The organism is Aeromonas sp. FDAARGOS 1411 (genome assembly GCF_019047125.1).
Taxonomy (GTDB): domain Bacteria; phylum Pseudomonadota; class Gammaproteobacteria; order Enterobacterales; family Aeromonadaceae; genus Aeromonas; species Aeromonas veronii.
The window spans coordinates 3,500,669-3,522,500 of record NZ_CP077214.1 but is presented as its reverse complement, the minus strand read 5'-3'; the positions used below and the strand labels follow the sequence as shown (position 1 = coordinate 3,522,500).

The window sequence follows — 21,832 nt, the reverse complement described above, 5'->3', positions numbered from 1 at the left end:
ACCTTGATGTGAAATCGAGTAGGGCGGGACACGTGACATCCTGTCTGAATATGGGGGGACCATCCTCCAAGGCTAAATACTCCTGACTGACCGATAGTGAACCAGTACCGTGAGGGAAAGGCGAAAAGAACCCCTGTGAGGGGAGTGAAATAGAACCTGAAACCGTGTACGTACAAGCAGTGGGAGCCCTTCGGGGTGACTGCGTACCTTTTGTATAATGGGTCAGCGACTTACATTTTGTAGCGAGGTTAACCGTATAGGGGAGCCGTAGGGAAACCGAGTCTTAACTGGGCGTCTAGTTGCAAGGTGTAGACCCGAAACCGGGTGATCTAGCCATGGGCAGGTTGAAGGTTGAGTAACATCAACTGGAGGACCGAACCCACTAACGTTGCAAAGTTAGGGGATGACCTGTGGCTGGGGGTGAAAGGCCAATCAAACTCGGAGATAGCTGGTTCTCCCCGAAAGCTATTTAGGTAGCGCCTCGGACGAATACTACTGGGGGTAGAGCACTGTTTGGGCTAGGGGGTCATCCCGACTTACCAACCCCATGCAAACTCCGAATACCAGTAAGTAATATCCGGGAGACACACGGCGGGTGCTAACGTCCGTCGTGAAGAGGGAAACAACCCAGACCGCCGGCTAAGGTCCCAAAGTTCTGGTTAAGTGGGAAACGATGTGGGAAGGCTCAGACAGCTAGGATGTTGGCTTAGAAGCAGCCATCATTTAAAGAAAGCGTAATAGCTCACTAGTCGAGTCGGCCTGCGCGGAAGATGTAACGGGGCTCAAACCAGGCACCGAAGCCGCGGATTCATACTTATGTATGAGTGGTAGGGGAGCGTTCTGTAAGTCTGCGAAGGTGTATCGAGAGGTATGCTGGAGATATCAGAAGTGCGAATGCTGACGTAAGTAACGATAAAGGGGGTGAAAAGCCTCCTCGCCGGAAGACCAAGGGTTCCTGTCCAACGTTAATCGGGGCAGGGTGAGTCGACCCCTAAGGCGAGGCCGAAAGGCGTAGTCGATGGGAAGCAGGTTAATATTCCTGCACGACTTGTAATTGCGATGGGGGGACGGAGAAGGCTAGGTGGGCCAGGCGACGGTTGTCCTGGTGAAAGTGCGTAGGTGGTGTTTCTAGGCAAATCCGGAGACACAACACTGAGACACGAGACGAACACACTACGGTGTGGAAGCCATTGATGCCCTGCTTCCAGGAAAAGCCTCTAAGCTTCAGATTACAAGTCATCGTACCCCAAACCGACACAGGTGGTCGGGTAGAGAATACCAAGGCGCTTGAGAGAACTCGGGTGAAGGAACTAGGCAAAATAGAACCGTAACTTCGGGAGAAGGTTCGCTCCTGACAGTGAAGTCCCTTGCGGATGGAGCAGTTGGGAGTCGCAGTGACCAGATGGCTGGGACTGTTTATCAAAAACACAGCACTCTGCAAACACGAAAGTGGACGTATAGGGTGTGACACCTGCCCGGTGCCGGAAGGTTAATTGATGGGGTTAGCGCAAGCGAAGCTCTTGATCGAAGCCCCGGTAAACGGCGGCCGTAACTATAACGGTCCTAAGGTAGCGAAATTCCTTGTCGGGTAAGTTCCGACCTGCACGAATGGTGTAACCATGGCCATGCTGTCTCCACCCGAGACTCAGTGAAATCGAATTCGCCGTGAAGATGCGGTGTACCCGCGGCTAGACGGAAAGACCCCGTGAACCTTTACTACAGCTTGGCACTGAACATTGAACCTACATGTGTAGGATAGGTGGGAGGCTTTGAAGGCGTGACGCCAGTTGCGCTGGAGCCGTCCTTGAAATACCACCCTTGTATGTTTGATGTTCTAACGCAGGGCCCTGAATCGGGCTCGCGGACAGTGCCTGGTGGGTAGTTTGACTGGGGCGGTCTCCTCCCAAAGAGTAACGGAGGAGCACGAAGGTTGGCTAATCCTGGTCGGACATCAGGAGGTTAGTGCAATGGCATAAGCCAGCTTAACTGCGAGACGGACAGGTCGAGCAGGTACGAAAGTAGGTCATAGTGATCCGGTGGTTCTGAATGGAAGGGCCATCGCTCAACGGATAAAAGGTACTCCGGGGATAACAGGCTGATACCGCCCAAGAGTTCATATCGACGGCGGTGTTTGGCACCTCGATGTCGGCTCATCACATCCTGGGGCTGAAGTCGGTCCCAAGGGTATGGCTGTTCGCCATTTAAAGTGGTACGCGAGCTGGGTTCAGAACGTCGTGAGACAGTTCGGTCCCTATCTGCCGTGGGCGTTGGATGATTGAAGGGAGTTGCTCCTAGTACGAGAGGACCGGAGTGAACGAACCTCTGGTGTTCGGGTTGTCACGCCAGTGGCACTGCCCGGTAGCTAAGTTCGGAATCGATAACCGCTGAAAGCATCTAAGCGGGAAGCGAGCCCTGAGATGAGTCATCCCTGACCCCTTGAGGGTCCTAAAGGGCCGTTGGAGACCACAACGTTGATAGGTGGGGTGTGTAAGCGCGGCGACGTGTTGAGCTAACCCATACTAATTACCCGTGAGGCTTAACCATACAACACCCAAGAAGTGTTCTAAGGCTTGTAGCAAATACGAACGAATTACTTACGTCAGCTTTCTCAGATTGAAGAATTTGCCTGGCGGCAATAGCGCCGTGGAACCACCTGATCCCATGCCGAACTCAGAAGTGAAACGCGGTAGCGCCGATGGTAGTGTGGCATTCGCCATGCGAGAGTAGGACACTGCCAGGCACCCAATTAAACAGCGATGTGAAGAATCATGTCACTGGCTGCGAGGATGACACCTCAGAAGAAGCGGCAAATGATTTAGCGCAAGCTAACCGAATGCGGAGCGGTAGTTCAGTCGGTTAGAATACCGGCCTGTCACGCCGGGGGTCGCGGGTTCGAGTCCCGTCCGCTCCGCCACTAATTTGAAGGCCTTCCCGATTGGGAAGGCCTTTTTCTATGCACTATTTTTTCCATAAGACCCACAGATTTGCACACCAGAATCAACACAAAGCCCGCTCTCACGACCGGGCTTTGGTGTTTTTAGCGTGTTAAACCACCAATATCTGGCTTTTCTATGCCAAGTAAGAGTGCCAGATAGCCGGTTATTTCTACCATTTTCTGGCTATATCAGAGTCTTATCAGTTTCATTCACAGCAATTTGAACGACTCTGCAGGTGGTCAAATCAGCCTTCTGCTGCCTGCTGACTACAGGGCAGCTCCATATTGACCACCCCCTCTTCCATTTGCACGTCGATCTTGAAGCCGAGCCGTTTGGCGAGGTTGACCATGCCGCGATTGCTGGGCATGGTCATGCCGGATAGCTGGCCAATCCCTTGCTCTTTGGCGTAGCGGATGATCTTCTCCATCATCAATTTGCCGAGACCCACCCCTTTCAAGTCCGATCGCACCAGAATGGCAAACTCGGCATCGCTCAGGTCCGGGGTCGAGATAGCGCGTACCACGCCGAGGATTTGATCCTGCAGCTCGCCATCTTGCCCCACCGCTACGAAGGCCATCTCCCGGTCGTAATCGATCTGGGTCATGCGAGCCAGCTCTTCATGGCCCAGCTCGCCTACATCGGCGAAGAAGCGTTTGTACCTGTCTTCATCGGAGACCTGCAGCACGAACTGCTTGTGAGCAGGTTCATCTTCCGGCCGGATTGGGCGCAGCAGGATATGGCGCTGATCTTTAAGCCAGGCACCCTCCTCCAGTTCGGTAGGATAGGGGCGGATCGCCAGTCGGTTGCTGGTCGGGATGGCGTGGTCAGCCAGTGTGAGGCTGGCATCCAGCACCACCATCTCTGCACCGCATGCTTGCAGCGGGTGCAGGTCCAGCTCCTGAATCTCAGGAAAGGCGAGCAATAGCTCGGAGAGCTGGCAGAGCACTTGACCGAGGGCATCGATATCCAGTCGTTCCGGTGTGGCCTGCTCACGGATCTTGCGGCTCTTGAGGGCTCCTATGATCTGGTAACGAGCCAGTGCCTGATTGAGTGGTGGCAAGGCTGCCACCATCTCCTGCGGTTCTGCGCCTGATTCCCCCAACAGAATGACGGGGCCAAAGATGGCGTCTTGCTGGATCCGCACCCGCAGCTCCAGGCCGCCGCTGCGGCGAGCCATCCGCTGCACCAGCAAGCCTTCGATGCGGGCGCCCGGATCATGCTGTTTGACCCTGTCCAGAATAGCATCTGCAGCTTGCGCCACTTCGGCCGAGGTGCGCAGATTGAGGACCACCCCGTGTACGGCAGACTTGTGCAGGATATCGGGCGAGCGCAGTTTTACCGCTACTGGATAGCCGATCTGCTCGGCGGTGAGGGTCGCCTCGATGGCGTCGGTGACGATCCATGTTGGCAGGGTCGAGAGACCGGCGGCTTGTAAAATCGGGTGCACCAGATGGGTATCCAGCCTCAGTTGCTTGCGCTCCTGCGCCTGATGGATCAGTTGCTGGCACAGCTCGACATTGAGCTGGTTGCCATGCAGGGATGCAGGGGTCTCCATCAACTGCTTCTGGTTGCGGCGGTATTCCACCATGTGCATGAAGGCGGCCATGGCGCTTTCCGGCGTGCGGTAGGTCGGGAAACCCGCCTCGGTAAAGAGTTTTCGCCCCTCCTGCGCCGAGTATTCGCCCGCCCAGTTGGTGAGAATATTGAAACGGCGCGCTCTGGGATGCTGTTTCAGATGGGCGATAAGATGGCTGGCCAGTGGCGCGCTCGGTGCCGTGAGCGAGGGGGCGTGGATGATCAGGATGGCGTCGATGACATCTTCCTGCAACACGCTGTCCAGCGCCTCCTGATAGGTGGTGATGGTGGCATCGCTGCCGATATCGAGTGGTGGGCGAGCCAGCTTGCCGCCCCGCTCCAGCAGCACATCCACCGCCATATTGGCCAGCCCTCGGCCGTTGGAGATGATGGCGAGCCGCTCCCCCTTGAGGGTCATGGAGTGGCTGAGGGTTTCCACCGCGGCAAACAGTTCGTGGGTATCCCGCACCCGAAGCATGCCGGCACGGCGGATGGCCGCATCGTAGACATTGTCGAGACCGTGGGCCGGTTCGTGGCGCCCGCTTTTCAGCACCAGGATCGGCTTGTTGCGCGAGGCTGCCCGCGCAGCCGAGAGAAAGTGGCGGGCGTCGTGCAACTTGTCCATGTAGATCAAGATGGCGCGGGTGACGCTGTCGCGGGAAAGTTGATCCAGCAGCTGGCCGAAGTCGATATCGCAGTGATCACCAAGGGAGATGAAGGCGGAGAAGCCCAGCTCATGCTGCTTGGCCCAATCCAGAATGGTGGTGCTGACGGCGGCGGATTGCGAGAGAAAGGCGACCTGCCCCGGCTTGGCGGCAATGGGGGAAAAGCTGGCGTTGATCCCCTGGCCGGGCAGCAGCATCCCCATGCTGTTGGGGCCGAGCAGGCGAATGCCATATTGTTGGCAGACCCGTTTCAGCTCCAGTCGCTCCTCGGGGGAAAAGTCGGCGGCCAGTATGATGGCCGCCCCCGCGCCCTTCTGGCCGAGCGCTTCCAGCAACGGTAAGACCCGCTCCCGCCTGGTGCAGATGATGGCGAGATCCGGGGTCAGCGGCAGGCTGGCGATATCGGGATAGGCCAGCACGCCGGCGATGGCCTTGTTGCGCGGGGTGACGGGGAGGATGGGCCCTTTGAACTGGCCCGCCAGCAGGTGGCGCACGATCACATGACCCGCCTTGAGCGGGTCGGTCGAGGCGCCGATCACGGCGATTGAGTGGGGTTTGAACAGCCGATCCAGACCGCTTGCTTTCATGGGCACTCCCGACAAAAGGGGGAAGATACCAGTCTAATACGCCTTTGCTGCGGGTTCTGTGACCGGATCCTGATCACCGTTTGTTGAGGGCATTGGCACGCAGATAAAAGCGCAGTTCGCCTTGCACCCGGCGAATGGCTCCCAGGTGGCGTTCCTGCAGATAGATATCCTGCTCCCGGTCGAGCGCCGTGCTGGGTACGCCCATGCTTTGCAGATACTCGTCAAACAGGGTTGAACCCTTGATCTCTACCAGATGCTGTTTCATGGCTCTCCTCCCTGCGCCTTGGCGTTTGTTGATGAACGCCCAGTCTGCGATGACCTGTCGGGTTTGCCTATTGTCACTTTTGACACGAGATTTGACACGAGAGCGCTCACACATCTTTCAGAGAGGGCGCCGTTGAGGTGCTGGCTGGCGTTATAGTATGGCGAGGAGCATGAGGCACGGATGGTGCGCAGGATGATCAGAGTCTGGTGGTGGTGCATGGCACTGTGGACGGTTGGCGCAACGGCAACCGAGCAGCCTATCCGCGCCTGGAATCTGCTGCTGGATCATCCCAACCCCGCCGTCGTCCAGTTGCTGCGCCTCTCCCTCGATCTCACCGTGCCCGAATATGGCCCCTACCAGCTGGTTTCCAGCCCGCAGATGGAGCAGGGGCGGGCAGTGAAGGAGCTGCGCAGCGGCGAGCTGGTTCAGGTCGGTGTCTTTGCCCCCGATGGTGAGCGAGAGCGGGAGTTGCTGGCAATCCACATTCCGCTGGCCAAGGGGCTGCTGGGGTGGCGGGTGTGTCTGGTTCGGCAGGGGGATGAGGGGCGTTTTGCCGCGATCGGATCGTTGGCGGACTGGCATCGCGCCGGGCTCTCCATCGGTCAGCACAGATCCTGGCCTGACACCCAGTTGCTGAGGGCCAACGGCCTCAATGTGATGGCGGGCAACCTCTACGAAGCGCTGTTCAACATGTTGCGCAAGCAGCGTTTCGACTGCTTTTTGCGCTCCGTCATCGAGGTCGAGGATGAGCTGAAACAGCACCCGGATCTGGCCATCGAGCCCCATCTGGTGTTTCGCTATCCGCTGGCGCTGCTCTTCTTTGTTTCGCCCAAATATCCGGAGCTGGCGCAGCGCATTGAGCTTGGCCTGCAGCGGGCGCGACAAACCGGGGATTTTGCCCGGATCTTCGAGGAGGGGTTTGGCAGCACCATCCGCCGTTTGCAGCTCGACCAGCGGCAGCGCCTCGAGCTGAACAACCCTGATCTGCCGTTGTCGAGTCGCAAGATGATGGCCGACCCTACGCTCATCTACCAGCCCGTCTCAGCGCAGTGAGTTCTGGTTCTGTGCCGTATCCCAGAAGGCGCGGATCAGCGGCTCTTCCAGTCGCTTCTTGAGCACCCCGATCCCCACATCAAATGGCTTGAAGGCGGGCTTGAGGTCGATGATCCGCACCTTGTCGCCGAGCGGGCTGTGGTCGATCACCGCCGCCGGCACCAGCCCCACACCACAACCGAGCGCCACCATGGCGACGATCCCCTCGTTACCCGCCACTTCGGCATAGATGTTGGGCGCTATCCCCTTGTTGCGAAACCACTGATCGCTGCGTTTGCGGGCCAGCCCCTGCTCGGAGAGGATGACCGGCAGTTGCTCCCAATCAGGTTCTCCCTGACGGAACCACTGGTTCAGCTGCGGGGCGTTGCGCGGCGCGATAAAGACCAGCGGCACCTGCTGCAGGCTGGCGAACTCCAGCTTGGCGGGCAGGGCATCGGGACGGGCGGCGATGGCGAGATCGGCTTCATCGGCCAGGATCTTGTCCACCGCCAGCGCCGGGTCACCGGTCTCCAGCTTGATCTCCAGCTGGGGGTAGCGGCGGCGAAAGCGCTCCAGTACCTCGGGCAGCAGAAAGTAACTGGCGGTGACCGAACAGAAGACTCGCAGCCGCCCCTGCAGCGGTTCATCGCTGCGTTTGAGCTCCTGCTTGAGCTGACGCCACTCCTGCAACAAGCCGCCGCCAAACTCCCGCAGCTTCTCGCCCGCCGGGGTGAGCCGCACCGAGCGGTTGTCCCGCTCGAACAGGATGCAGCCGGTCTCCTGCTCCAGCCGCTGGATGGCGCGACTCAGGGTGGAGGGGCTGACTGCCATGGCATCGGCGCTCTTGCCGAAGTGGAGGGAGTCGGCGAGGTGGAGAAACAGCTCGAGATTGCGAAGGTCCATCTTTCAGCTCCTGGCGCGGCTTCTGTGCCCGATATCCAGCGGTTGGCGGCTTGTTTCTGCCATCTCGCGGTACATTCAGCAGGCAATTATGAAGGATTAATGTTTCAATTATTGCAACGTACTGTTTCGAATATATCAGTTCAGGCAATAAGTGTCCCGCGCTATAGTGGTTCAGACAACGCCGCCATCCGGCATGGAATCAATCGAACGGAGCAATCACCATGGCTAACTATTTCAACACCTTGAACCTGCGTCAGCAGTTGGCCCAGCTGGGCAAGTGTCGTTTCATGCAGCGCGAAGAGTTCGCGGACGGCTGCAACGTGCTGAAGGGCAAGAAGGTGGTGATTGTGGGCTGTGGTGCCCAGGGGCTGAACCAGGGTCTGAACATGCGCGACTCCGGGCTGGATATCTCCTACGCCCTGCGCAAGGCCGCCATCACCGAGAAGCGTGCCTCCTGGCAGAAAGCCACCGACAACGGCTTCGCGGTCGGTACCTATGAAGAGCTGATCCCGACCGCCGATCTGGTGCTCAACCTGACTCCGGACAAACAGCACTCCGACGTCGTCAAAACCGTGATGCCGCTGATGAAGCAGGGCGCTGCGCTGGGCTACTCCCACGGCTTCAACGTGGTGGAAGAGGGGCAGCAGATCCGCTCCGACATCACAGTCGTGATGGTGGCGCCCAAGTGCCCGGGCACCGAGGTGCGTGAAGAGTACAAGCGCGGTTTCGGCGTACCGACTCTGATCGCTGTTCACCCGGAAAATGACCCGAAAGGTGAAGGCATGGCCATCGCCAAGGCGTGGGCCTCTGCCACCGGCGGCGACCGTGCCGGGGTGCTGGAATCCTCCTTCGTGGCGGAAGTTAAATCCGACCTGATGGGCGAGCAGACCATCCTCTGCGGCATGCTGCAGGCCGGTTCTCTGCTCTGCTACGACAAGCTGGTTGCCGAGGGCACAGACCCGGCCTACGCTGGCAAGCTGATCCAGTTTGGCTGGGAGACCATCACCGAAGCCCTGAAGCAGGGTGGCATCAGCCTGATGATGGACCGCCTCTCCAACCCGGCCAAGCTGCGCGCCTTCGAGCTCTCCGAGCAGCTCAAGACCCTGATGCGCCCGCTGTTCGAGAAGCATATGGACGACATCATCGCCGGTGAGTTCTCTCGCGGCATGATGGCCGATTGGGCCGAAGATGACGTCAAACTGTTCACCTGGCGTGAAGAGACTGGCAAATCCGCCTTCGAAAACGCCCCGGCGTTTGCAGGCAAGATTGCCGAGCAGGAGTACTTCGACAATGGCGTGGTGATGGTGGCCATGGTCAAGGCGGGTGTCGAGCTGGCGTTCGAGACCATGGTGGCTTCCGGTATCTACGAGGAGTCCGCCTACTACGAATCCCTGCACGAGCTGCCGCTGATCGCCAACACAGTTGCCCGCAAGCGCCTGTACGAGATGAACGTGGTCATCTCCGATACCGCCGAGTATGGCAACTACCTGTTTGCCAACGCTGCCGTGCCGTTGCTGCGCGAGCACTTCATGCCGACCCTGAAAGCGGGTGATCTGGGTGCCAGCAAGGCGGAAGGGCAGAACGTGGATAACCTGGCGCTGCTGGCGGCCAACGAAGCGACCCGCAACCACCCGATCGAGAAGATCGGTCAGGTACTGCGTGGCTACATGAAAGACATGAAACGTATCGCCGTTGGCGGTTAATCAGGTATGACCCGCAACCATGCCTGATGCGAGAAGAGCGGTCAGGTACTGCGCGGTTATATGAAAGACATGAAACGCATCGCCGTTGGCGGTTAAGCCCGCATCGGGCTGGATGATGAAGGGGCGGGGATGACGATCCCCGTCGCCGGTCGGACTGGACACCCGACCGGCCAGCCAGAAAAACCAGCCTGACAGTCATAAAAAAGCCCCGCTCATCGAGCGGGGCTTTTGCATTCAGAAAGGCTGGATAAATCAGGCTTTCCACGCTTTCCAGGTGTTGATCAGACCGTTGGTGGAGCAGTCGTGGCTGGTGACAGCCTCGTTGTTGCCCAGTTCTGGCAGGATCTTGTTGGCCAGCTGTTTACCCAGCTCCACGCCCCACTGGTCGAAGCTGAAGATGTTCCAGATTGCACCCTGTACGAAGATTTTGTGCTCGTACATGGCGATCAGGGCACCCAGGGTTTTCGGGGTCAGGCTCTTGAACAGGATGGAGTTGGTCGGACGGTTGCCTTCGAACACCTTGAACGGCACCAGATCCTTGACCTGCTCCAGGGTTTTGCCAGCAGCCAGGAACTCGGCTTCAACCTCTTCCTTGCTCTTGCCGAAGGCCAGCGCCTCGGTCTGGGCGAAGAAGTTGGCCAGCAGTTTCGGATGGTGGTCACCGATCGGGTTGTGGCTGATGGCCGGCGCCAGGAAGTCACAGGGGATCAGCTTGGTGCCCTGATGGATCAGCTGGTAGAAGGCGTGCTGGCCGTTGGTGCCCGGCTCACCCCAGATGATGGGGCCAGTCTGGTAGTCAACCGGCTTGCCGTTGCGATCCACGTACTTGCCGTTGGACTCCATGTTGCCCTGCTGGAAGTAGGCAGGGAAGCGGTGCATGTACTGGTCGTACGGCAGAATGGCTTCGGACTCGGCACCGTAGAAGTTGTTGTACCACAGGCCAATCAGGGCCAGTAGCACCGGCACGTTCTGCTCATAGGAGGCAGTGGCGAAGTGCATGTCCATCTCGAAGGCGCCTTGCAGCAGGGCTTCGAAGTTTTCGAAACCGACGGAGAGAGCGATGGGCATGCCGATGGCGGACCAGGAGGAGTAGCGGCCGCCAACCCAGTCCCAGAACTCGAACATGTTATTGGTGTCGATACCGAACTCGGCCACGGCCTTGCCGTTGGTGGAGAGGGCGGCGAAGTGCTTGGCAACGTGGGCCTTGTCACCGGCGATCTTGATGAACCAGTCGCGGGCGGTCAGGGCGTTGGTCATGGTCTCCTGGGTGGTGAAGGTCTTGGAGGCCACCAGGAACAGGGTGGTTTCCGGATCGATCTTCTTCAGGGTCTCGGCGATGTGGGTGCCATCGACGTTGGAGACGAAGTGCATCTGCAGGTGGTTTTTGTAGGGACGCAGTGCCTCGGTGATCATCACAGGGCCCAGATCGGAGCCACCGATACCGATGTTGACCACGTGCTGGATCGCTTTGCCGGTGTAGCCTTTCCACTCGCCGGAGATGATCTTCTCGCAGAAGCCCTTCATCTTGGCCAGCACGGCGTTTACTTCCGGCATCACATCCTTGCCGTCGCACTCGATGGGGCGGTCGGAGCGGTTGCGCAGGGCCACGTGCAGTACGGAGCGGCCTTCGGTCATGTTGATCTTGTCGCCATTAAACATGGCATCGATCGCGCTGCGAAGCTCGGTCTCTTTGGCCAGATCAACCAGCAACTTGAGGGTTTCTTCGGTGATCAGGTTCTTCGAGTAATCAACCAGGATGTCGCCGCCGAAGGTAAGGGAAAACTTGTCAAAGCGCTTCGGGTCCTGCGCGAACAGATCCTTGAGTCGGGTCTCTTTGTTTGCTGCAAAGTGGGCTTCCAGTGCCTGCCAGGCCTGGGTTTGGGTTGGATTGATATTTTTCATAGGATTCCTGAAATGCCAAGTTGTGTTTGAACCTTGCAGGCAAGGTCCCGCCAAACCTTATTATCCGAGCATTATAGCGAGCCGGCCGAGCGGCCCGTGTAACAGAGTTTTACCGATTGTCTTTTACCGCAATGGGGCAACCGTCGGGAGTATACAACCAGAACATCGGGATTATGAGTCACGAAAGCAAGGGGGATCTTGCGCTCGCTCATGATTGGGGCTGGCCCGCAGCTCTGAAATTGTTTTCATCCGGTTGGCGTGGTTATGCATCGGCATTGCCATGGGCTGGGGCCAGAAACGACAATGCCAGCCCGAAGGCTGGCATTGTCTGTTGCAGCAGAACCGCGATCACGCCTGCGTTTTTTGCATGTGCATCACCATCTGCGGGAAGGGGATCTCGATGCCTTCAGCATCAAAGGTCAGTTTCACCTTCTCGTGGAAGTCGAACCAGACACCCCAGTAGTCAGCGGTCTTGACCCACGGGCGCACCACGATATTGACCGAGGAGTCGGCCAGCGCGGCAACGGCGATGGTGGCTGCCGGCTCCTTGAGGATGCGCGGCTCTTCGCTTACCAGACGCTCCAGGATCTGCTTGGCCTTGCGCAGGTCGGAGCCGTAGCCGATACCGAAGGTCATATCGACGCGGCGGGTATCCATGCGCGAGTAGTTGACGATGGTGCCGTTGAGGATGGCGGAGTTCGGTACCACCACCATCTTGTTGTCACCGGAGGTGAGGGTGGTGGTGAACAGCTGAACGGATTGCACCACGCCAGACGTGCCTGCCACTTCGATAAACTCACCCGCCTTGATGGGGCGGAAGATGATCAGCAGGAAGCCGGCGGCAAAGTTGGAGAGCGAGCCCTGCAGCGCCAGACCGATGGCCAGACCGGCGGCACCAATGATGGCGACGAAGGAGGCGGTCTGCACCCCGACACGGCCCAGCGCGGCGATCACTACGAACACCAGAATGGCGTATTTGAGGATGCTGCCGACGAAGTGGGTGACTGTGGTGTCCAGCTTGCGGGCCTGCATCACCTTGACCACGCCACCGCTGATGAGGTTGGCGGCGATATAGCCGACCAGCAGGGTCAGCAGGGCGGCGGCGATATTGACGCCGTATTCGATCAGCAGTCCCTGATTATTGACCAGCCAGGTCTGCGCTTCGGTAATGATTTCGGGTTCCATAGGATGTCCTGTCAGGTTCTAAAAGGTTTATGGTGGATAAATCTAACACCGCAGCGCGACAGTACGGGTCGCATCTGGTACTTCTTTTCTGCCATAAAAACCTGACACAAAAAAGAAGGGAGGCTAAAGCCTCCCTTCTTTTTGCTGAATGATGCGAAAAAACCATCAGCTCTGCAGCAGTTGGCTGCGGATAAATTGCCACTGATCTTCAAAACCGGCGGTCGGCTTGAGCTTGAACTCGGAGCGCACGAACTGGCTGATGCGGCCTTCGGTGTAGGCCAGCAGCAGATTGGCCAGCATGGTTTCGTCGAGCTGGAAGCCTTGCCCCTCGCGCAGCCGCTTCTCGCGCAGCACCTGTTTGATCTGGGTCTCCAGCTTGTCGAACAGGATGCTGATGCGATCCCGCAGCCGATCGTGCTCACCCAGCAGGGCGTCGCCATTGAGGATGCGGGTGATGCCGGGATTGCGCTCGGCGAACACCAGCAGCAGCTGCAGGATATGGTGACAGCGCGCCATGGTGTCCTTCTCTTCCGCCATGATCAGATTGACCCGTGACAGCAGGGAATCCTCGATAAAGTCGATCAGCCCCTCGAACATCCGCGCCTTGCTGGGAAAATGTCGATAGAGGGCTGCTTCAGAGACGCCGACCTCGGCCGCCAGACGGGCCGTGGTGATGCGCTGACCCGGACTGGTTTCCAGCATATGGGCGAGCGCCTGCAGGATCTGATCGCGCCGACTCTGTTTCTGATTACTGCTTGCCATGGATTCCCCTAAAAAAACAATGGCTTGATTCTATTATTAGGCACCGCCCATCGGGCTGGTGTGGTCTGTTATTGGCGACCAGAAGAACCAAAACCGCCTTCACCCCGTTCGCTCTGATTGAACTCATCGACCAGTTGGAAGCTGGCCTGAACTACCGGCATGATCACCAGCTGGGCGATGCGCTCGCCGGGTTGCATGGTGAACTCATCTTTGCCGCGGTTCCAGACCGAGACCATCAGCTGACCCTGGTAATCGGAATCGATCAGACCGACCAGGTTGCCCAGCACGATGCCGTGCTTATGGCCGAGACCAGAGCGGGGCAGAATGGTGGCACACAGACCCGGATCCTGGATGTGGATGGCCAGACCGGTCGGCACCAGGGTGGTATCACCCGGAGCCAGAGTCAGCGGTGCATCCAGCAGAGCGCGCAGATCCATGCCGGCAGAGCCCGGTGTGGCGTAGGCGGGCAGCGGGTACTCGGTACCGATACGGGCATCCAGAATCTTCAGTTCAATTTGTGTAGTCATGAATCGCTTTTTCAGTTGGATCTTGTATTGGCGCCCCTCTTGGCAGGCGGGGTGCCGTGAGTCTTGTTCTTTCGGGACGCTCAGTGCCGGTAGTGGCGTGCAATCAGGGCGATCAGGTGACGAGCCAGCGTCAGCTTGTCGGCCAGCGGCAGCGGGGCCTGGCCCCCTTGCCAGAACACGGTCAGGGCGTTGTCATCGGCGTTGAAGCCTTGCCCCTCGCGGGACACATCGTTGGCGGCGATCATGTCCAGCCGCTTACGCTGCAACTTGTCGAGGGCGTATTGTTCCACATCCACGGTTTCGGCGGCAAATCCGACGGTGAAGGGTTTGTCTGAAAGGGCACCGACGGCCGCGATGATGTCGGGGTTTTTCACCAGCTTCACCACCATCTGGTCGTTGTCGCCGGTTTTCTTGATCTTCTGGCTGGCCACCTGCTCAGGACGATAGTCGGCTACCGCCGCGCAGCCGATGAAGAGGTCGCATTCGCCCACCCGGCTCATCACCGCCTGATGCATCTGCTCGGCACTCTCGACATCGACGCGGGTGACCCCTGCCGGCGTGGCCAGTGCTACCGGGCCGCTCACCAGCGTCACCTCGGCGCCCGCTTCACGAGCGGCGCGAGCGATGGCGTAACCCATCTTGCCGGAGCTGTGGTTGCTGATGTAGCGCACCGGATCCAGCGCCTCGCGGGTTGGCCCTGCGGTGAGCAGCAGCCTGACGCCTGCCAGCAAGGGCTCGGCGGCCAGCTGCTGGCAGCAGCGATCCACCAGTTCGAGGGGATCCAGCATCCGGCCCGGGCCCACATCGCCACAGGCCTGGCTTCCTGCATCCGGCCCCCACAGCAGAATGCCGCGGCTGGCCAGGGTCTTGAGGTTGGCCTGGGTCGCGGCGTTGAGATACATCTGCTGGTTCATGGCAGGTGCCAGCGCGATGGGCGCCGGAGTGGCCAGACAAAGGGTGGTCAGCAGTTCGTCGGCCATGCCTGCAGCCATCCGCGCCATCAGGTTGGCGCTGGCGGGGGCGATCAGCACCAGATCGGCCCACTTGGCCAGCTCGATATGGCCCATGCCCGCTTCGGCAGAGGGATCCAGCAGGCTGTAGGCTACCGGATGACCGGAGACCGCCTGCAGGGTCAGCGGGGTGATGAACTCCTTGGCGGAGCGGGTCATCACCACCCGCACTTCGGCGCCCTGATCTTTCAGGCGGCGTACCAGCTCGGCACTCTTGTAGGCGGCGATCCCGCCACTGACACCCAACAGGATGCGTTTATCGGCCAATCTCATCTGCTGTTTCTCTATCCGGCTCATTCTGACTGGTCGGCTAAGATACCACAGGCAATGGATGACGACAGGGGTTGGCATCAAGGGGTGTGGTCGGGCGCGCGCAATTTTTTGCTATGTTTTTTCTCAACAGGGATGAGGGAGAGACAAATGAGCATCAAAGAGTGGCCGGAAGATGAACGCCCCAGAGAGAAGCTGCTGCGCCAGGGGCCCGCGGCGCTCTCCGATGCCGAGCTGCTCGCCATCTTTCTGCGCACCGGCGTCAATGGCCTGAGTGCAGTGGATCTTTCACGCAACCTGTTGAATCAATTCGGCTCTTTGCGCAGCTTGCTGGGGGCGGAACAACGGGCATTCTGCGAGGCACACGGCCTTGGCCCGGCCAAATATGCCCAGCTGCAGGCGGTGCTGGAGATGGCCAGACGCCATCTGGCCGAGCAGTTGCAACGGGGCGATGCGCTCACCTCGCCCCAGCTGACCCGGGACTATCTGCAGGCCCAGCTACGGGATCGGCCGCGCGAGGTGTTTGCCCTGCTGTTGCTCGATAATCAGCACAGAGTCATTCAATTTGTTGAGCTTTTTTTCGGCACAATCGATTCGGCGAGCGTCTGGCCAAGAGAAATCGTGCAGATCGCGCTCAAACATAATGCAGCCGCGGTGATTCTGGCGCATAATCACCCGTCCGGCGTCGCCGAGCCCAGTAGGGCCGACCGCCAGATCACGGATCGGATCACGGCCGCTTTGGCCCTGATCGATATCAGAGTGCTGGATCACTTGGTGATCGGTGATGGCATCACGGTTTCTTTTGCCGAGCGCGGTTGGCTATAACTGTGCTCTGGCACCGTATTAGTTGATCTTTGATCACGGATGCTGTATAAAATGCCGCCTTCTGTTTGCCCCGCAATCGAAGGCCAGCGGGGCAGATATTTGCTCGAGCAATGAAGTAAGATTTGGAGAGACTGACATGTCTAGAGTATGCCAAGTAACCGGCAAGCGCCCGGCAGTTGGTAACAACCGTTCGCACGCTAACAACGCCACCAAGCGTCGTTTCCTGCCGAACCTGCACACTCACCGTTTCTGGGTTGAGAGTGAAAAACGCTTCGTAAGCCTGCGCGTATCCGCAAAAGGCATGCGTATCATCGACAAGCGTGGCGTTGAAGTGGTTCTGGCTGAACTGCGCGCCAGCGGTGTTAAGGTATAAGGAATTAGATCATGGCTAAAGGTATTCGCGAGAAAATTCGCCTGAACTCCAGCGCCGGTACTGGTCACTTCTATACCACTACCAAAAACAAGCGCACCATGCCCGAAAAAATGGAGATCAAAAAGTTTGATCCCGTTGTTCGTCAGCATGTGATCTACAAGGAAGGCAAAATCAAGTAATTACTTGATGCTGCATTCCCAAAAACCCGGCTTCGTGCCGGGTTTTTTTATGCGCCGAATTCAGTACACTGCCGGTTCAAAGGGAGGCTTGCCATGTTCAAATTGAGCCGCAAAGGCTGGAATAACGTGATCATCGTGGTGGTGCTGATCGTGATCACCCTGTTGCATCGTATGGAGACTGCCCAGCAGGAGAACAGCGCCAAGCGCGCTCGCCCCTTGCTGCCGGATGCGGCCGTGGTGCTCACCTGGCAGGGGCCGAGCTGGCAGATTGAGCGGATCGGTCAGGGCTGGCGCAGCGTGCCGGATTTGGGGCTCGACACAGCGCAGCTGGATGCCCGTCTGGCGCGCTGGCAGAGCTGGTTGCTGCCCCCCGGCGAGGTGGTGCGCGGCACCCCGGTGACCATCAAGGTGTGGATTGCCGGCCAGAACGATCCGGTCGAGATCGGCCTCTATCAGAACAGCGGCCAATATGGCGCTCAGCTGCCCTCCGGTCTCTGGCTCGCCCTCACTGCCGAGCAGTATCGCGATCTGCTGCGTCCTGCTCCCTGAGTTTCTTTTCCTTGCGAGGTGCCAATGCCCGAATTGCCAGAAGTTGAAGTCAGTCGTCAGGGGATCTCCCCCTGGCTCACCGGTATCAAGGTGACGCGTGTAGTGGTGCGGGATGGCCGCCTGCGCTGGCCGATCCCCGGTGAAATTCAGGAGCTGGTGGATCTCACCATCCATCGGGTGCGTCGCCGTGCCAAATACCTGCTGCTGGAGACCGATTTCGGCACCGCCATCCTTCATCTGGGGATGTCCGGCAGCCTGCGGGTGCTGGATATCGGCACCCCGGCCGAGAAGCACGACCACGTGGATATCGAGATGGAGAATGGCAAGCTGCTGCGGCTCAACGATCCGCGCCGCTTCGGCGCCCTGCTTTGGACCCGTGAACCGGCCGAAGCCCATGCGCTGCTCGCCAAGCTGGGGCCCGAACCGCTCACCGATGCCTTCAGTGCTGATTACCTGCGTGAGCGCGCCAAGGGACGCAGCACCGCCATCAAACAGTTCCTGATGGACAATCAGGTGGTGGTCGGGGTGGGCAACATCTACGCAAACGAGGCGCTCTATGCTGCCGGCATTCACCCCAAACGGGCGGCGGGCAATATCAGTGCCGAGCGGCTGGGAACCCTAGTGGCCGAGATCAAGCGCGTGTTGGCCGAGGCGATTCGCCAGGGCGGCACTACCCTCAAGGATTTCACCAGCGCCGATGGCAAGCCGGGCTATTTCGTGCAGCAGTTGCAGGTTTATGGCCGTGGCGGTCAGCCCTGTTTCCACTGCCACACCCTGCTGACCGAGACAAGAATGGGCCAGCGCACCACGGTTTTTTGCAGTCATTGCCAGCGCTGAGCGCACTTTTTGCCCCGATACGGGGGAAGTTGTAACAGCGTATTTCCACTCTGTTGAAGATTTGCACAGCTGTCACTAGTATCCCGACCGTTCAGGCGGTTTGAGAATATAAAAATGACAGTTAAATCAATAGACTGGGAATATTTATCCCGGCAGGAGCGCTATTGCGCAAAATCCATGGCCCGCTTCCTCTACCCCGAGGGATGTGACCGGAAAACCTTCAATCGCGGCAAGTTCGTGCTGCGCAGCCTGCTCTATCGCAAGTCGCTGAGTCGGGTTTTCAGCCTGTTTCAGTGCGACTCGCTCAAGGCGCTGCCGGCGGTCTATCCCGAGCTGCTCGACAAGCCGATGCGACCCTATCGCTTCGCCTGTGCCAGCGCCCGTGAGCGGGCCGAGATGCTGGAAAATCACTATCAGTTGCTGCTGGAGTGCTACCCGCAGCTGATCGACCCGCTCTATCTGGGCGAGGGGATCGCGCTGGGGCACTATCCCCAGAGCGGCTGCCGCATTCTGCTGCGTCACGATGGCACCTTCCGCCGCGAGGCCGAGCTGGCGCTCTCCATCGTCAATGGCGAGGGACAGCGCCTCTATAGCTGCGCCTTTTCGCTGGCGGGTAGCGTGGATCGTTTGATTCTGATGATCGGCTCCATGCAGGGGCCGGAGCCTGCGGTCGACAATGCTCAGGATCGGGTGCGCGAGCTGACCAAAGAGGGGCACGGCCTGCGGCCCAAATCCCTGCTTGTGCAGCTGGTGCTGCAACTGGCGCAGGCCATGGGGGCGGCGGAGGTGCTGGCGGTGCGCAAGCGGGCCCACGTGTTTCAGGCCAAGCGCTACAGCAGCAAGCAGAAAGCCAATTTGCAGGCCGATTATGACGAGCTGTGGCAGGAGTTCGACGCCCGGGATGTGGATGCCAACTTCGTCGCTCTGCAAGCCCAGCCGCGCAAGCCGCTGGAGGAGATCGCCTCCAAGAAGCGGGCCATGTATCGGCGCCGCTACGAGTGGCTCGATCAGCTGGTGCAGGAGATGAATGAGCGGTTTGCCCGTCAGTAACCAGCAAGCAGGCTGACCTCTCCATGCGAGAGAGATACAACAAGGGCTACCCGCGGGTAGCCCTTGTTCGTTTCTGCCAATCAGGGGAGGGATTAGCGCTGTTGCTGTTTGGCTGCGATGGCCTGGGCCACCACGGGATCGACAAACTGACGAATGTCGCCACCGTGCAGCGCCACCTCTTTCACCAGAGTGGAGGAGATAAAGGAGTTCTCCTCCGCCGGGGTGAGGAAGACGCTTTCCAGATCCGGCATCAGGCGGCGGTTCATGTTGGCCAGCTGGAACTCGTACTCGAAGTCGGAGACGGCGCGCAGGCCGCGGATAAGCACGTTGGCCTGATGCTCTTTGGCGAAATCGACCAGCAGCCCAGAGAAGCCCACCACCTTGACGTTGGGAAGCGTGCTGGTCACTTGCTGGACAAGCTGGACACGTTCTGCCAGATCGAACAGAGGTCGCTTGCTCGGGCTGTTGGCGACCCCGACCACCACCTCGTCAAACAGCTTGGCGGCGCGGCCGATGAGATCGGCGTGGCCATTGGTAACGGGATCAAAAGTCCCGGGATAAATTACCCTGGTAGTCATCTTTGCGGTCCTGCAACCTGGAAATTTGGTCGCATTATAAGGTCGTCGCTTGAGAATAGCAGTGCATCAGGCAAGAATACGCCATCGCGCATCAAGCCTCCTTGCATTGGTGACAGGGAGCAAAGGGATTTTTTATGAAACGTATTCTGGTCGTTCGCAATGACAAGATTGGTGACTTCATGCTGGCGTGGCCTAGCTTCGCCATGCTCAAAGGCTCCATGGAGTGTCATGTGACTGCCCTGGTTCCGGCCTACACGGCGCCGCTGGCCCGGCTCTGCCCCTGGATTGACGAGGTGATCATCGATCCGGGCGTGCGGGCCGACAAGGAGCAACAGCGAGCGCTGCTGGCGCGGATCAAGGCGACGGCGTTCGACGCGTCCATCTGCCTCTTCTCCAACTCCCGCAACGCCATGCTGGTGTGGAAGGCGCACATCCCTTACCGGCTGGCCCCGGCGACCAAGCTGGCGCAGGTGCTCTACAACCAACGTCTTGTGCAACGCCGCTCCCGCTCCCAGAAGCCGGAGTCCGAGTACAATCTGGAGCTGATCCGTCGCTTCCTGACCGACCATCAGGTCGCCGTGGTGGAGCCCAAGACCCCCTTCCTGCGGTTCGATGACGAGACCCTGCTACAGGTGCGCGAACAGCTGGCACTCAAGCTCAAGCTCGATGCCAGCCGCCCCTGGCTGATGGTGCATGCTGGTAGCGGCGGTTCGGCCAACAACCTCTCCATCGAGCAGTATGCCCGTATCATCATCAAGCTCAATCAGGCCTGCCCCGAGCTGCAGTGTGTGCTGACCGCAGGCCCGGGCGAGGAGAAGATGGCCGAACAGCTGGCGGCCGAGTTGCTGGCCCACGGTGGCAACGGCTGGATCTACCGCTCCCGCGATGGTCTGCCGATGTTCTGTCAGGTGCTGGCTAACGCCGCCCTGTTCGTGGCAGGCAGTACCGGCCCGCTCCATATCGCCGGCGCGCTCGATGTGCCGACCATCGGCTTCTTCCCGATGCGCCGCTCCGCTACTCCGCTGCGCTGGAAGCCCCTCAACAGTGAAGGGCGTCACCTCGCCTTCAGCCCGCCTGAGGATAGCGACCATCCTGAGGATATGAGCCAGCTCGATCCCAAGACCATGGTGCCGGTGATGGCCCGCTGGGCGGCGCCTTTCTGGCGCAAGTAAGGTATGCAGCAATGCAAACAGGGCCCCGCGGGGCCCTGTTTCGTATGACGGTTATTCCGGCTGCTGCGGTTGCTGGCGCACCCAGAGGTCGGCGTATTTGACGAAGGTGGAGTGGGCGGAGAGGATCGCCAGCAGCAACCCCTGCTTGCCATCGAGGAAGCCCGCCTTGAGCAGGTACATCTTGATGAAGCAGCCGACGGCATGCATCAGCCCCTGACTGAGGGAGCCCTTCTTGCCGCGAGCGGTGCGCTGATCGGCCCAGGCGCGGGCATAACCGGCCGATTTGACCAGATAGTGCTCCAGATCCCGATAGGTGAAGTGGTGCAGGTCGCCGTAGAGGTTGACGATCTTCATGTTGGCGCGCACCTCCACCTTCTCGTGCACCAGCGCCTCGTTGTAGCTGGTGAGCGCCTTGGGATAGAGGCGCAGCACCCGATCCGGATACCAGCCACTGTGGCGGATAAAGCGGCCAAACACCCAAGAGAGGCGCGGCAGCGAGTAGATGGTGTCGCTGGCCGGATTGGCCATCACGTTGGCGATGGCGGTTTTCAGCTCGGGGGTGAGCCGCTCGTCGGCATCCAGCCACAACACCCAGTCGGATTGCACATGAGACTGGGCCAGTCGGCGCTGTTTGCCAAAGCCCGGCCACTTGGCGTTGACGAAGAAACGGGCCCCAAATTCGGCGGCGATGGCCGGGGTCTCGTCCTGACTGCCTGAGTCCAGAATGACGATCTCGTCCACCAGTCCGTCGAGGGAGGCGAGGCACTTGCGCAGGTTGTCGGCTTCATTCTTGACGATCAGAACGGCAGCCAGAGTCGGTTTTTTCACGAAATGGGGCTCACGGTTATTGCCCGGCTGGCGGGACATGCTCGAATTGGCGCCCATTCTAGCCTAAAAGCGTGGCCGGGGCATGACCCGGGTGGCGGCTGGCCGAGGCGATTACCAAG

19 protein-coding genes, 1 tRNA gene and 2 rRNA genes (1 of these 22 only partly in view) are annotated in these 21,832 nt (G+C 59.3%); 12 read left to right on the top strand and 10 right to left on the bottom strand.

The features are described 5' to 3' along the window. The 3 genes from I6L41_RS15920 to I6L41_RS15910 all read left to right on the top strand — a co-directional run. Nucleotides 1-2,544 (top strand): 23S ribosomal RNA (locus I6L41_RS15920); it begins 346 nt to the left of the window's first position. A gap of 81 nt (nucleotides 2,545-2,625) precedes the next feature. After that, a 5S ribosomal RNA gene (gene rrf / locus I6L41_RS15915) occupies nucleotides 2,626-2,740 on the top strand. Nucleotides 2,741-2,837: 97 nt separating this feature from the next. Beyond that, nucleotides 2,838-2,914 (top strand) — tRNA-Asp (locus I6L41_RS15910). Between the two features lie 266 nt (nucleotides 2,915-3,180). On the opposite strand, the gene I6L41_RS15905 is transcribed toward I6L41_RS15910, so the two are convergent. Both I6L41_RS15905 and I6L41_RS15900 read right to left on the bottom strand, forming a co-directional pair. Beyond that, a complete protein-coding gene (locus I6L41_RS15905; RefSeq protein WP_216959959.1) occupies nucleotides 3,181-5,763 on the bottom strand; it encodes a bifunctional acetate--CoA ligase family protein/GNAT family N-acetyltransferase in 2,583 nt (860 codons plus the stop codon). Between the two features lie 73 nt (nucleotides 5,764-5,836). Further along, entirely contained in the window at nucleotides 5,837-6,028 is a 192-nt protein-coding gene (locus I6L41_RS15900; protein ID WP_005339486.1) for a hypothetical protein, read from the bottom strand. Between the two features lie 192 nt (nucleotides 6,029-6,220). Here I6L41_RS15900 and I6L41_RS15895 point away from each other — a divergent pair, with 192 nt between their 5' ends. Continuing rightward, nucleotides 6,221-7,081 (top strand): transporter substrate-binding domain-containing protein, encoded by an 861-nt coding sequence (locus I6L41_RS15895; RefSeq protein ID WP_216959955.1) that lies wholly within the window; start codon nucleotides 6,221-6,223, stop codon nucleotides 7,079-7,081. Here the strand turns inward: I6L41_RS15895 and ilvY are convergent. After that, the gene (ilvY, locus tag I6L41_RS15890) at nucleotides 7,070-7,963 is read right to left on the bottom strand and encodes an HTH-type transcriptional activator IlvY (protein ID WP_139474481.1); all 894 of its coding nucleotides are present in this window, start codon (nucleotides 7,961-7,963) and stop codon (nucleotides 7,070-7,072) included. The two genes, I6L41_RS15895 and ilvY, sit on opposite strands and share 12 nt — an antisense overlap. 221 nt (nucleotides 7,964-8,184) lie before the next feature. On the opposite strand from ilvY, the gene ilvC reads away from it, so the two are divergent. Next, nucleotides 8,185-9,666: a ketol-acid reductoisomerase gene (gene ilvC / locus I6L41_RS15885; RefSeq protein WP_216959951.1), complete on the top strand. Its 1,482-nt coding sequence runs from the start codon at nucleotides 8,185-8,187 to the stop codon at nucleotides 9,664-9,666. Nucleotides 9,667-9,918: 252 nt separating this feature from the next. Here the strand turns inward: ilvC and pgi are convergent, their stop codons facing one another. From pgi to coaBC, 5 genes are all read right to left on the bottom strand, one after another. After that, nucleotides 9,919-11,568 carry a glucose-6-phosphate isomerase gene (gene pgi, locus I6L41_RS15880; RefSeq protein WP_216959948.1) on the bottom strand — a complete coding sequence of 550 codons (1,650 nt, stop codon included), beginning with the start codon at nucleotides 11,566-11,568 and terminating at the stop codon, nucleotides 9,919-9,921. 348 nt (nucleotides 11,569-11,916) lie between these two features. Next, entirely contained in the window at nucleotides 11,917-12,753 is an 837-nt protein-coding gene (locus tag I6L41_RS15875) for a mechanosensitive ion channel domain-containing protein (protein WP_216954722.1), read from the bottom strand. A 165-nt stretch (nucleotides 12,754-12,918) separates the two neighbouring features. Continuing rightward, nucleotides 12,919-13,515 carry a nucleoid occlusion factor SlmA gene (gene slmA, locus I6L41_RS15870; RefSeq protein WP_005339495.1) on the bottom strand — a complete coding sequence of 199 codons (597 nt, stop codon included), beginning with the start codon at nucleotides 13,513-13,515 and terminating at the stop codon, nucleotides 12,919-12,921. Between the two features lie 68 nt (nucleotides 13,516-13,583). Further along, nucleotides 13,584-14,042, bottom strand: coding sequence for a dUTP diphosphatase (dut, locus tag I6L41_RS15865; protein WP_005339498.1), 459 nt, complete (start codon nucleotides 14,040-14,042; stop codon nucleotides 13,584-13,586). An 80-nt stretch (nucleotides 14,043-14,122) separates the two neighbouring features. Then, the gene (gene coaBC / locus I6L41_RS15860; RefSeq protein ID WP_204384749.1) at nucleotides 14,123-15,325 is read right to left on the bottom strand and encodes a bifunctional phosphopantothenoylcysteine decarboxylase/phosphopantothenate--cysteine ligase CoaBC; all 1,203 of its coding nucleotides are present in this window, start codon (nucleotides 15,323-15,325) and stop codon (nucleotides 14,123-14,125) included. Between the two features lie 147 nt (nucleotides 15,326-15,472). Between coaBC and radC the strand changes: the two genes are divergently transcribed. The 6 genes from radC (at nucleotide 15,473) to I6L41_RS15830 (ending at nucleotide 19,135) form a co-directional block, all read left to right on the top strand. Beyond that, nucleotides 15,473-16,147, top strand: a complete 675-nt coding sequence (radC, locus tag I6L41_RS15855; protein ID WP_204385296.1) for a DNA repair protein RadC — start codon at nucleotides 15,473-15,475, stop codon at nucleotides 16,145-16,147. A gap of 136 nt (nucleotides 16,148-16,283) precedes the next feature. Beyond that, on the top strand, nucleotides 16,284-16,520 hold the full coding sequence (gene rpmB, locus I6L41_RS15850) for a 50S ribosomal protein L28 (protein WP_005307492.1): 237 nt from the start codon (nucleotides 16,284-16,286) through the stop codon (nucleotides 16,518-16,520). Nucleotides 16,521-16,531: 11 nt separating this feature from the next. Next, nucleotides 16,532-16,699 carry a 50S ribosomal protein L33 gene (rpmG, locus tag I6L41_RS15845; protein ID WP_005307500.1) on the top strand — a complete coding sequence of 56 codons (168 nt, stop codon included), beginning with the start codon at nucleotides 16,532-16,534 and terminating at the stop codon, nucleotides 16,697-16,699. A gap of 93 nt (nucleotides 16,700-16,792) precedes the next feature. After that, nucleotides 16,793-17,248, top strand: coding sequence for a hypothetical protein (locus I6L41_RS15840; RefSeq protein WP_150997296.1), 456 nt, complete (start codon nucleotides 16,793-16,795; stop codon nucleotides 17,246-17,248). 24 nt (nucleotides 17,249-17,272) lie between these two features. Beyond that, nucleotides 17,273-18,085, top strand: a complete 813-nt coding sequence (mutM, locus tag I6L41_RS15835) for a bifunctional DNA-formamidopyrimidine glycosylase/DNA-(apurinic or apyrimidinic site) lyase (RefSeq protein ID WP_216959943.1) — start codon at nucleotides 17,273-17,275, stop codon at nucleotides 18,083-18,085. 114 nt (nucleotides 18,086-18,199) lie between these two features. Next, nucleotides 18,200-19,135, top strand: a complete 936-nt coding sequence (locus I6L41_RS15830; protein WP_080771402.1) for a VirK/YbjX family protein — start codon at nucleotides 18,200-18,202, stop codon at nucleotides 19,133-19,135. Nucleotides 19,136-19,227: 92 nt separating this feature from the next. Here I6L41_RS15830 and coaD read toward each other — a convergent pair whose 3' ends face one another. Then, entirely contained in the window at nucleotides 19,228-19,713 is a 486-nt protein-coding gene (gene coaD, locus I6L41_RS15825) for a pantetheine-phosphate adenylyltransferase (RefSeq protein WP_058059077.1), read from the bottom strand. A 134-nt stretch (nucleotides 19,714-19,847) separates the two neighbouring features. Between coaD and I6L41_RS15820 the strand changes: the two genes are divergently transcribed. Next, nucleotides 19,848-20,885, top strand: coding sequence for a glycosyltransferase family 9 protein (locus I6L41_RS15820; protein WP_216959939.1), 1,038 nt, complete (start codon nucleotides 19,848-19,850; stop codon nucleotides 20,883-20,885). Between the two features lie 51 nt (nucleotides 20,886-20,936). On the opposite strand, the gene I6L41_RS15815 is transcribed toward I6L41_RS15820, so the two are convergent. Next, the gene (locus I6L41_RS15815; RefSeq protein ID WP_031227896.1) at nucleotides 20,937-21,713 is read right to left on the bottom strand and encodes a glycosyltransferase family 2 protein; all 777 of its coding nucleotides are present in this window, start codon (nucleotides 21,711-21,713) and stop codon (nucleotides 20,937-20,939) included. Between the last annotated feature and the right edge of the window lie 119 nt (nucleotides 21,714-21,832).

What these genes read in the sequence shown, in the direction of transcription:
- mutM (WP_216959943.1), top strand. Translation starts at nt 17,273, where the DNA reads ATGCCCGAATTGCCAGAAGTTGAAGTCAGTCGTCAGGGGATCTCCCCC.
- radC (WP_204385296.1), top strand. Translation starts at nt 15,473, where the DNA reads ATGAGCATCAAAGAGTGGCCGGAAGATGAACGCCCCAGAGAGAAGCTG.
- dut (WP_005339498.1), bottom strand. Translation starts at nt 14,042, where the DNA reads ATGACTACACAAATTGAACTGAAGATTCTGGATGCCCGTATCGGTACC.
- ilvY (WP_139474481.1), bottom strand. Translation starts at nt 7,963, where the DNA reads ATGGACCTTCGCAATCTCGAGCTGTTTCTCCACCTCGCCGACTCCCTC.
- rpmB (WP_005307492.1), top strand. Translation starts at nt 16,284, where the DNA reads ATGTCTAGAGTATGCCAAGTAACCGGCAAGCGCCCGGCAGTTGGTAAC.
- I6L41_RS15900 (WP_005339486.1), bottom strand. Translation starts at nt 6,028, where the DNA reads ATGAAACAGCATCTGGTAGAGATCAAGGGTTCAACCCTGTTTGACGAG.
- rpmG (WP_005307500.1), top strand. Translation starts at nt 16,532, where the DNA reads ATGGCTAAAGGTATTCGCGAGAAAATTCGCCTGAACTCCAGCGCCGGT.
- I6L41_RS15830 (WP_080771402.1), top strand. Translation starts at nt 18,200, where the DNA reads ATGACAGTTAAATCAATAGACTGGGAATATTTATCCCGGCAGGAGCGC.
- I6L41_RS15905 (WP_216959959.1), bottom strand. Translation starts at nt 5,763, where the DNA reads ATGAAAGCAAGCGGTCTGGATCGGCTGTTCAAACCCCACTCAATCGCC.
- ilvC (WP_216959951.1), top strand. Translation starts at nt 8,185, where the DNA reads ATGGCTAACTATTTCAACACCTTGAACCTGCGTCAGCAGTTGGCCCAG.
- coaBC (WP_204384749.1), bottom strand. Translation starts at nt 15,325, where the DNA reads ATGAGATTGGCCGATAAACGCATCCTGTTGGGTGTCAGTGGCGGGATC.
- I6L41_RS15875 (WP_216954722.1), bottom strand. Translation starts at nt 12,753, where the DNA reads ATGGAACCCGAAATCATTACCGAAGCGCAGACCTGGCTGGTCAATAAT.
- I6L41_RS15895 (WP_216959955.1), top strand. Translation starts at nt 6,221, where the DNA reads ATGATCAGAGTCTGGTGGTGGTGCATGGCACTGTGGACGGTTGGCGCA.
- slmA (WP_005339495.1), bottom strand. Translation starts at nt 13,515, where the DNA reads ATGGCAAGCAGTAATCAGAAACAGAGTCGGCGCGATCAGATCCTGCAG.
- I6L41_RS15820 (WP_216959939.1), top strand. Translation starts at nt 19,848, where the DNA reads ATGAAACGTATTCTGGTCGTTCGCAATGACAAGATTGGTGACTTCATG.
- I6L41_RS15840 (WP_150997296.1), top strand. Translation starts at nt 16,793, where the DNA reads ATGTTCAAATTGAGCCGCAAAGGCTGGAATAACGTGATCATCGTGGTG.
- pgi (WP_216959948.1), bottom strand. Translation starts at nt 11,568, where the DNA reads ATGAAAAATATCAATCCAACCCAAACCCAGGCCTGGCAGGCACTGGAA.
- coaD (WP_058059077.1), bottom strand. Translation starts at nt 19,713, where the DNA reads ATGACTACCAGGGTAATTTATCCCGGGACTTTTGATCCCGTTACCAAT.